The following is an 8100-nucleotide window of genomic DNA, read 5'->3' on the forward strand; positions in this document are numbered from 1 at the left end:
CCTCACCCGACCCCCTTCGGGGGCCACCCTCTCCCGCGGAGGGGAGAGGGATCGAGGCGACCGGGAAGACGAGGAAGCGCATATGCCCGAGGCCTACATCTACGATCACGTCCGCACCCCCCGCGGCCGCGGCAAGCCGGACGGCTCGCTGCACGAGGTGACGGCGCTGCGCTTGGCCGAGACGGCTCTGCGCGCCCTGAAGGACCGCAACGGGCTCGACACGCGGCAGGTCGACGACGTGGTGCTCGGCTGCGTCGATCCGGTCGGCGAGGCCGGCGGCGACATCGCCCGCGCCGCGGCGCTGGTCGCCGATTACGGCAACCACGTGCCGGGCGTGCAGATCAACCGCTTCTGCGCCTCGGGCCTCGACGCCATCAACTTCGCCGCGGCGCAGGTCATGGCCGGCCAGCACGATCTCACCGTCGGCGGCGGCGTCGAATCGATGAGCCGCGTCGGCCTTGGCGCCTCAGGCGGCGCCTGGCCGGTCGATCCGGCGATCGCGGTCAAATCCTACTTCATGCCGCAGGGCGTCTCGGCCGACCTGATCGCCACCAAGTACGGTTTCAACCGCGACGCCTGCGACGCCTACGCCGTCGAGTCGCAGAAGCGCTCGGCCAAGTCCTGGGACGAGGGCCTGTTCGCGAATTCCGTCGTGCCGGTGAAGGACATCAACGGCATCACCCTGCTCGACCGCGACGAGCACATGCGGCCCACCACCGACATGCAGTCGCTGGCGAGCCTCAAGCCCTCCTTCGTCCAGATGGGCCAGATGGGCGGCTTCGACGCGGTCGCCGTCGATGCCCATCCGGATGTCGAGGCGGTGGACCACGTCCACCATGCCGGCAATTCCTCCGGGATCGTGGACGGCGCGGCCGCCGTGCTGATCGGCTCGCGCGAGGCGGGCGACCGCGCCGGGCTGCGTCCGCGCGCAAGAATCCGGGCGTTTGCCAATATCGGCTCCGATCCGGCGCTGATGCTGACCGGCCCCGTCGACGTCACGAAGAAGGTGCTGGCCCGGGCCGGCATGAGCCTGTCCGACATCGACCTGTTCGAGATCAACGAGGCCTTCGCCTCGGTGGTCCTGCGCTTCCACCAGGCCTTCGACCTCGACCCGGCCCGGGTGAACGTCAACGGCGGCGCCATCGCCATGGGCCATCCGCTCGGCGCCACCGGGGCGATGATCCTCGGCACCGTGCTCGACGAACTGGAGCGCACCGGCAAGGAGCGGGCGCTGGTCACCCTCTGCATCGGCGCCGGCATGGGCACCGCCACGATCATCGAGCGGGTGTGATCGACGGGGCGGCGTCAACCGCCGCCCGGCCCTGCCATCCCCGCGCAAACGCTGCTAAGGGCCTCCCACGCCGCGCCCTTTTCGATCGGGGTCGGCCCAGAACGCCAATGGGAGACACGCCACGATGACGTCGAGAAAAGCCGCCCTCTGCCTTGCTGTCATGCTGGCCCTGCCGCTCGCGGCGCGGGCCGACGACAACGCCGACAAGCTCGCCGTCGCCACCCAGCTCACCGAGAAGACGGTGCTGAAGAACCTCGATACCGGCTTCTACGGGGCGCTCGAGAAGACCGTCTCGACCATGCCCGAGGACAAGGCCGAGAAGGTGCGCAAGGAGGCCCGGGCCGAGTTCGACAAGCAGCGCAAGGAGCTGCTCGACGGCCTGTCCAAGCAGTACGCCGACAAGTTCAGCCTCGACGAGCTGAAAGAGCTCGACAAGATCTACGAGGACAAGACCTACCAGAAGTTCCAGGCCGTCAACGCCGACCCGAAGTCGGAGGTGAACCTGCTCTCGCAGGCGGTGGTGACCCGGCTCCTGAACATGCTGACGCTCGCCGCCGCCAGCGACCAGACCGGCGGTGCGCCTGGCGGCCTGCCCGGCGGCATGCCGACGCCGCAGAAGTGATCCGCGGGGCGCCGGCCTGACGGCGCTTCAAGCCGAAGCACCGGCGGCCGTTTCCGCCGCCGGTCTTCTCAGATAAGGCCCGAGGAAGAGCGATGACCGAAGCTTTGAAGAACTTCCGCTTCGAGACCGATGCCGACGGCATCGCGGTCGCAACCTGGGACATGCCCGATCGCTCGATGAACGTCATCACCATGGAGGTGATGGCGGAGCTGGAGCGCATCGTCGACGCGGTGGTGGCCGACGAGGCCGTCAAGGGCTGCGTCATCGTCTCCGGCAAGAGCAATTTCTCCGGCGGCGCCGACCTCACCATGCTCCAGGGCCTCGGCGCCGAGTACGAGCGGCTGAAGGCCGCCGAGGGCGAGGACGTGGCCATGCGCCACTTCTTCGAGGAGTCGCGGCGCCTCAGCCTCGTGTTCCGCAAGCTCGAGACCTGCGGCAAGCCCTTCGCCGCGGCAGTGCACGGCCTCTGCCTCGGCGGCGCGTTCGAACTCGCGCTCTCCTGCCATCACCGGGTGCTTGCCGACGACGACAAGACCCGCGTCGGCCTGCCCGAGATCAAGGTCGGCCTGTTTCCCGGCGGCGGCGGCACGCAGCGGGTCGCCCGGCTGATGCAGACCGGCGACGCGCTGCAGATGCTGTTCAAGGGCGAGCAGATCCGCCCGCTCATGGCCAAGAACATGGGGCTGGCCCACGCCGTCGCTCCGGCCGCGGAACTCGTCGAGCGGGCCAAGGCCTGGATCCGCGAGGGCGGCTCGCCGGTCGCGCCCTGGGACGTGCCGAAGTTCAAGGCGCCGTCCGGAAAGGTCTACTCGCCCGCCGGGATGATGATCTGGCCGCCGGCCAACGCGATCTACCGCCGCGAGACCCACGACAACTACCCCGCCGCCAAGGCGATCCTGGCCTCGGTCTACGAGGGCCTGCAGCTGCCGATGGATCTCGGCCTCAAGGTCGAGAGCCGCTACTTCGCCCACATCCTGCGCACCAAGGAGGCGCAGGCGATGATCCGCACGCTGTTCATCTCCATGGGCGAGATCAACAAGGGCGCCCGCCGGCCGAAGGACGTCGAGCCGACGAAGGTGGCCAAGGTCGGCGTGATCGGCGCCGGCTTCATGGGCGCGGGCATCGCCTACGTCACGGCGCAGGCCGGGATGGAGGTCGTGCTGATCGACCGCGACCAGGAGGCCGCCGATGCCGGCAAGGCGCATTGCCACAAGCTGATCACCGGCCAGATCAACCGCGGCAAGGCCAAGACCGCCGACCGCGACGCGCTGCTCGCCCGCATCACCGCCACGCCCGACTATGCCGCGCTCTCGGATTGCGACCTCGTGATCGAGGCGGTGTTCGAGGATCCGGCAGTGAAGGCGGAGGTGATCGCCCGGGTCGAGGCGGCGCTGCCCGAGCACGCGATCTTCGCCTCCAACACCTCGACCCTGCCGATCTCGGGGCTCGCCCAGGCGTCGAAGCGTCCCGCGCAGTTCGTCGGCATCCACTTCTTCTCGCCGGTGGAGAAGATGCTGCTGGTGGAGATCATCCGCGGCAACCAGACCGGCGACCGCGCCGTCGCCACTGCCCTCGACTACGTCCGCGCGATCAAGAAGACCGGCATCGTCGTCAACGATGCCCGCGGCTTCTTCGCCAACCGCTGCGTCCTGGCCTACGTCAAGGAGGGCCACAAGATGCTCGCCGAGGGCGTGCCTCCGGCGATGATCGAGAACGTGGCGCGGATGGCCGGCATGCCGGTCGGCCCCCTCTCTCTCAACGACGAGGTGGCGCTCGATCTCGGCCTCAAGATCATGCGGGCGACCGAGGCGCAGCTCGGCGAGAGCGCGGTCGATCCGGACCAGAAGCGGCTCCTCGTCGCGATGGTCGAGGGCCACGGCCGTCTCGGGCGCAAGAACAAGCGCGGCTTCTACGACTACCCGGAAGGCGGCCAGAAGAAGCTCTGGCCGGGGCTCGCCGAGATCCAGCCGGACCGGCTCGACCCGGACGGCATCGACATCGACGAGTTGAAGCACCGCTTCCTCGTGGTGCAGGCGCTGGAGGCCGCCCGCACGATGCAGGAGGGGGTGGTGATCGATCCGCGCGAGGCGGATGTCGGCTCGATCCTCGGCTTCGGCTTCGCCCCGTTCACCGGCGGCGCGCTGTCCTACATCGACTTCATGGGCGCCAAGGCGTTCGTGGACCTGGCCCGCGCGCTCGAAGCCAAGCACGGTCCCCGCTTCACCCCGCCGGACAACCTCGTGGCGATGGCCGAGACCGGCGGGCGCTTCTACGACGCGCTGAAGCAGGCGGCGTAGAGCATCGTTCCGAAAGGCGGCCGCCGGCTTTCGGAAAGAGGCGATTGCGGGAGTCGAAGAGCGACAGGATCGTCCCGGATTCCAGATCCGGGACGCGATTGCCGCGATCCCGGCGCCCTTTCCCCCCGGGGAGGGCAGCCCTCCCCCGCGGAACCGAAAAGCTCCGCTTTCGTTCACCGCCCGACTGCTGTGAGCGAACCGGAGTTCCCCTTGTCGACCCTCATCAAGATCCTGATCGCGTTCTTCCTGCCGCCGATCTCGGTGCTGATGACGAACGGGTTCGGGCTTCAGTTCCTCCTCAACATCCTGCTCTGCATCTTGTTCGTGCTGCCGGGCTCGATCCACGCCCTCTACCTGCTCCTGCGCGACCGCTGACACGGTTTCCGGCTGATTGGTTCGGTCCAGACCCCACCACCGTCATTCCGGGGCGCCGAAGGCGAACCCGGAATCTACCCGTGATGCGCGGCTATGCGTGGCGTCACGGGTGGATCCCGGGTTCCGCTGCGCGGCCCTGGGATGACGGGAGGCAGCACCGAAGCGATCGACCGGAAGCGGTATGAGCGGATCAGGCCGACCCCGCGAGGGCGTCGCGCTGCGCCCTCAGATGGGCCATCAGCCGCTCGACGAGACGGCCCGGCGGGCGTCCCGCCGGGTGGATCATCACCGTTTCGATGGTCAGGCGCGGCCGGAACGGCCGCAGCACGATCGGCAGACCGGCGAGCGCCCGCGCCGGCAGCAGATCGACGATGGCCACGCCCAAGCCTTCGGCGACGAGGCCGCAGCAAGCCGCCGTGTACTGCGCCGTGAAGGCGAAGTGCGGCACGAGTCCGGCATCCGCGAAGGCCGCCTCGACGCCGCGCTGCAACGGGCCCGGCGCACCGGCGATCATGGGCTCGTCCGCGAGGTCCGCCACGGCCACCGTCGCCCGGCTCGCCAAGGCATGCCCGGCGGGCAGCGCGCAGACCGCATCGACCGCGAGGAAGGGCTCGCGGACCACCGCCTCGTAGCCTGAGCGCGGCCGCACGAGGCCGAGATCGCATTGCCCCGAGGCGGCCCAGGACCAGATCGTGTCCGGACTCGGCACCTGCACCGCGACGTGGACGCCGGGATGGTCCCCGGCGAGGCCGCGGATGGCCCGCGGCAGCAGGCGGTCGGCGAGCGAGGGCTGGCAGGCGACGCGCAGCGGGCCGGTGCCGAGATCGCGGATCCGGCCCGCCGCCGCGCGCAGGGCGTCGAGCCCGGCATAGGTCCGCTCGACCTCGCGGGCGAAAGCCTCGCCCTCCCGTGTCGGCAGCGCGGCGCCGTGGCCACGCACGAACAGCGCGAAACCGAGATCGGCTTCGAGCTGGGCGATGGCGCGGCTGACATGCGGCTGGCCGATGCCGAGCGCCGCGGCGGCCCGCGTCATGCCGCCGTGGCGCAGCACCGCGCGAAACAGATCGAGATGGGCGGGGTTCATCATGCCTCGATTGCATGGACTGCGCCATTCGAGGCATTTGACGGCATGAGGCTGCGATGGTGTCAATGTCCCGGCCGCGCCCCGTTGATGCCGAGAACCGATGCTTCGCCTCCTGCTTCCGTCCCTCCTCGCGCTCGGCGCGGGCATCAGCATCGTGGTCCAGCAGGTGCTCAACACGAACCTGCGCACGGCCCTGAACTCGGCGGCATGGTCCGGCTTCGTGAGCTACGCCGTCGGCCTCGCCTGCATGGCGCTGCTCATCGTGGCCCTGCGCGATCCACTCCCCTCGGCGAGCGTGGCGGCGCGCATCCCGTGGTGGGCCTGGAGCGGCGGCGTCTTCGGCGCGCTCTTCATCGGGCTCGCCATCGTCCTCGTGCCGCAGCTCGGTGCGGCGGCCTTCATCGCGCTCCTCGTCGCGGGGCAGATGCTCGCCTCGGTGGCCTTCGACCATTTCGGCTGGATGGGCCTCGCCCAGCGCCCCCTCGACGGCCCGCGCCTTGTCGGCATCGCCCTGCTGGTCGGCGGCGTGATCCTGATCCGGCGCTGATCGGGTTCAGGCGCCGATCGCCTGCAGCACGATCTCCCGCCGGTGCCCCCGGTCGCGGTGCTCGATCAAATAAATCCCCTGCCACGTCCCCAGCGCGAGACGACCGTCGCGCACCGGCACGGTCAGGCCGGAATCGGTCAGCATCGTGCGGATATGGGCGGGCATGTCGTCCGGCCCCTCCATCCCGTGGACGTACTGTCCGTGGCGCGGCGCGAACCCGTCGAGGGCGGTCATCAGGTCGGTGCGCACGTCCGGGTCGGCGTTCTCCTGGATCGTCAGGGAGGCCGAGGTGTGGCGGCAGAACACGCTGACGAGGCCCGAGCGGAGGCCGCTCTCCGCGACGAAACCCGCGACCGCCTCGGTGATGTCAGTAAATCCCTGGCCGGGCGTGGCGACCGTCACCCGCGCGCTCGCCTGCCGCGTCGCCGCGCCCGCCGAAAAGCCTTCGAGCGGCCCGATCTTTCCGGCGCTTCTACCCGACTGCCTCATTCCGATGCCTCCATCGCCGCACCCGGCGCGACCTCGCGCTCGCCGCGGGCGAGAATCCGCTCCAGCACCTCGATCCGGTCGGCCTCGGCCGGCGGCTTGTCCCAGCGGATGCGGCTGACGCGGGGAAAGCGCATCGCCACGCCCGACTTATGCCGAGTTGAGCGCTGCACGCCCTCGAACGCGATCTCCAGGACCAGCCCGGCATCGCGGCCGTAGGCGACCTCGCGGACCGGGCCGAAGCGCTTGGTCGTGTGGTTGCGGACGTAGCGGTCGAGCTTTTGCAGCTCGGCATCGGTGAAGCCGTGATAGGCCTTGCCCACCGGCACCAGCTCCTCGCCCTCCGCCCCCTCGCGCCAGCAGCCGAAGGTGTAGTCCGAGTAGAAGGACGAGCGCTTCCCGTGGCCGCGCTGGGCGTACATCATCACCGCATCGACCACGTAGGGCTCGCGCTTCCACTTCCACCACGGACCCTTCGGCCGGCCCGGCAGGTAGGGGCTGTTGAGGCGCTTGAGCATCACGCCCTCGATGGCGTCGGCATCCGCCCCGGCCCCCGCCGAGGCCGGGTCGGCGCGGGCGGCGGCGACATCGTCCCAGGTCGCGAAGGGGACGAGCGGCGAGAGGTCGATGCGGGCGTGGTCGAGCCGCCGCACCAGGGCCTCGAGCCGCGGCCGGCGCTCGCCGAAGGGCAGCCCGCGCAGGTCCTCGCCCTCGGCCGACAGCACGTCGTAGGCGCGGACATGGGCGGGGAATTCGTCCAGGAGCTTGCCCGTCACCGCCTTCCGGTTGAGCCGCTGCTGCAGCACGTTGAAGCTCTGCACCCGCCCCTCGCGCAGGATCAGCAACTCGCCGTCGATCACGCCCTCGAAGGTGATCGCCTCGGCGAGATCGGGGAAGGCGTCGGAGATGTCCTCGCCGGTGCGCGAGTAGATTTTCTGGACCTGCCGGCCCTGGCCGTCGCGTCCGCCGGCGAGCTGCACGCGGATGCCGTCCCATTTCCACTCGGCGGAGAACGCCTCGGGTTCGAGCTTCTCGAGGTCGTCGAATTCTTCCACCGGGTGCGACAGCATCGGCGGGCGGAACGGGGCCGGGTTGCGGCTCTCGGGCCGCTCGGCCCTGCCCTCCACCCAGGCGAACAGCTCGGTGTAGGGCGGTTTGAGCCCGTGCCAGACCTCCTCCACCGCATCCGCCTCGTGCCCGCCGAGCGCGCCGACGGCGGTCTTCGCGAGCCGGGCCGAGACGCCGACCCGCAGGTTGCCGGTGACGAGCTTCAGCAGCGCCCAGCGCCCGGTCTCGTCGAGGGCGTCGAGCCAATGGGCGAGATGCTGCGGCAGGGCGCGCTTCGGGGTGGTGGCGAGGGTTTCCACGACCTCAGCGAGGGTGGGGACGGCCGGGGGC

The 8100-nt window shown here is 70.1% G+C and carries 8 protein-coding genes; 5 read left to right on the top strand and 3 right to left on the bottom strand.

Features of this window, described 5'->3' with window-relative positions; translation table 11 throughout:
• The first annotated feature begins 82 nt into the window (after nucleotides 1-82).
• From ABS772_RS11940 to ABS772_RS11955, 4 genes are all read left to right on the top strand, one after another.
• A complete protein-coding gene (locus tag ABS772_RS11940; protein ID WP_238257297.1) occupies nucleotides 83-1291 on the top strand; it encodes an acetyl-CoA C-acetyltransferase in 1209 nt (402 codons plus the stop codon).
• A gap of 124 nt (nucleotides 1292-1415) precedes the next feature.
• On the top strand, nucleotides 1416-1913 hold the full coding sequence (locus ABS772_RS11945) for a DUF2059 domain-containing protein (protein ID WP_350394788.1): 498 nt from the start codon (nucleotides 1416-1418) through the stop codon (nucleotides 1911-1913).
• Between the two features lie 92 nt (nucleotides 1914-2005).
• A complete protein-coding gene (locus ABS772_RS11950) occupies nucleotides 2006-4210 on the top strand; it encodes an FAD-dependent oxidoreductase (RefSeq protein WP_350394790.1) in 2205 nt (734 codons plus the stop codon).
• A gap of 210 nt (nucleotides 4211-4420) precedes the next feature.
• Nucleotides 4421-4585 carry a YqaE/Pmp3 family membrane protein gene (locus tag ABS772_RS11955; protein WP_238257294.1) on the top strand — a complete coding sequence of 55 codons (165 nt, stop codon included), beginning with the start codon at nucleotides 4421-4423 and terminating at the stop codon, nucleotides 4583-4585.
• Between the two features lie 190 nt (nucleotides 4586-4775).
• On the opposite strand, the gene ABS772_RS11960 is transcribed toward ABS772_RS11955, so the two are convergent.
• Nucleotides 4776-5672, bottom strand: a complete 897-nt coding sequence (locus ABS772_RS11960) for a LysR family transcriptional regulator (RefSeq protein ID WP_350394796.1) — start codon at nucleotides 5670-5672, stop codon at nucleotides 4776-4778.
• 97 nt (nucleotides 5673-5769) lie between these two features.
• Between ABS772_RS11960 and ABS772_RS11965 the strand changes: the two genes are divergently transcribed.
• Nucleotides 5770-6216 carry a DMT family transporter gene (locus ABS772_RS11965; protein WP_350394800.1) on the top strand — a complete coding sequence of 149 codons (447 nt, stop codon included), beginning with the start codon at nucleotides 5770-5772 and terminating at the stop codon, nucleotides 6214-6216.
• A gap of 6 nt (nucleotides 6217-6222) precedes the next feature.
• On the opposite strand, the gene ABS772_RS11970 is transcribed toward ABS772_RS11965, so the two are convergent.
• Together ABS772_RS11970 and ABS772_RS11975 are read right to left on the bottom strand one after the other, a co-directional pair.
• A complete protein-coding gene (locus ABS772_RS11970; protein ID WP_350394802.1) occupies nucleotides 6223-6705 on the bottom strand; it encodes a secondary thiamine-phosphate synthase enzyme YjbQ in 483 nt (160 codons plus the stop codon).
• Nucleotides 6702-8100, bottom strand: a 1399-nt coding sequence (locus ABS772_RS11975; RefSeq protein ID WP_350394804.1) for a cisplatin damage response ATP-dependent DNA ligase, incomplete at its 5' end; no start/stop codon positions are given. The genes ABS772_RS11975 and ABS772_RS11970, both read right to left, overlap by 4 nt.

The organism is Methylorubrum podarium (assembly GCF_040270385.1).
Classification (GTDB): Bacteria; Pseudomonadota; Alphaproteobacteria; order Rhizobiales; family Beijerinckiaceae; genus Methylobacterium; species Methylobacterium podarium.

Coding starts and splice junctions, on each gene's coding strand:
- ABS772_RS11965 (WP_350394800.1), top strand. CDS start 5,770: ATGCTTCGCCTCCTGCTTCCGTCCCTCCTCGCGCTCGGCGCGGGCATC.
- ABS772_RS11960 (WP_350394796.1), bottom strand. CDS start 5,672: ATGATGAACCCCGCCCATCTCGATCTGTTTCGCGCGGTGCTGCGCCAC.
- ABS772_RS11945 (WP_350394788.1), top strand. CDS start 1,416: ATGACGTCGAGAAAAGCCGCCCTCTGCCTTGCTGTCATGCTGGCCCTG.
- ABS772_RS11970 (WP_350394802.1), bottom strand. CDS start 6,705: ATGAGGCAGTCGGGTAGAAGCGCCGGAAAGATCGGGCCGCTCGAAGGC.
- ABS772_RS11940 (WP_238257297.1), top strand. CDS start 83: ATGCCCGAGGCCTACATCTACGATCACGTCCGCACCCCCCGCGGCCGC.
- ABS772_RS11950 (WP_350394790.1), top strand. CDS start 2,006: ATGACCGAAGCTTTGAAGAACTTCCGCTTCGAGACCGATGCCGACGGC.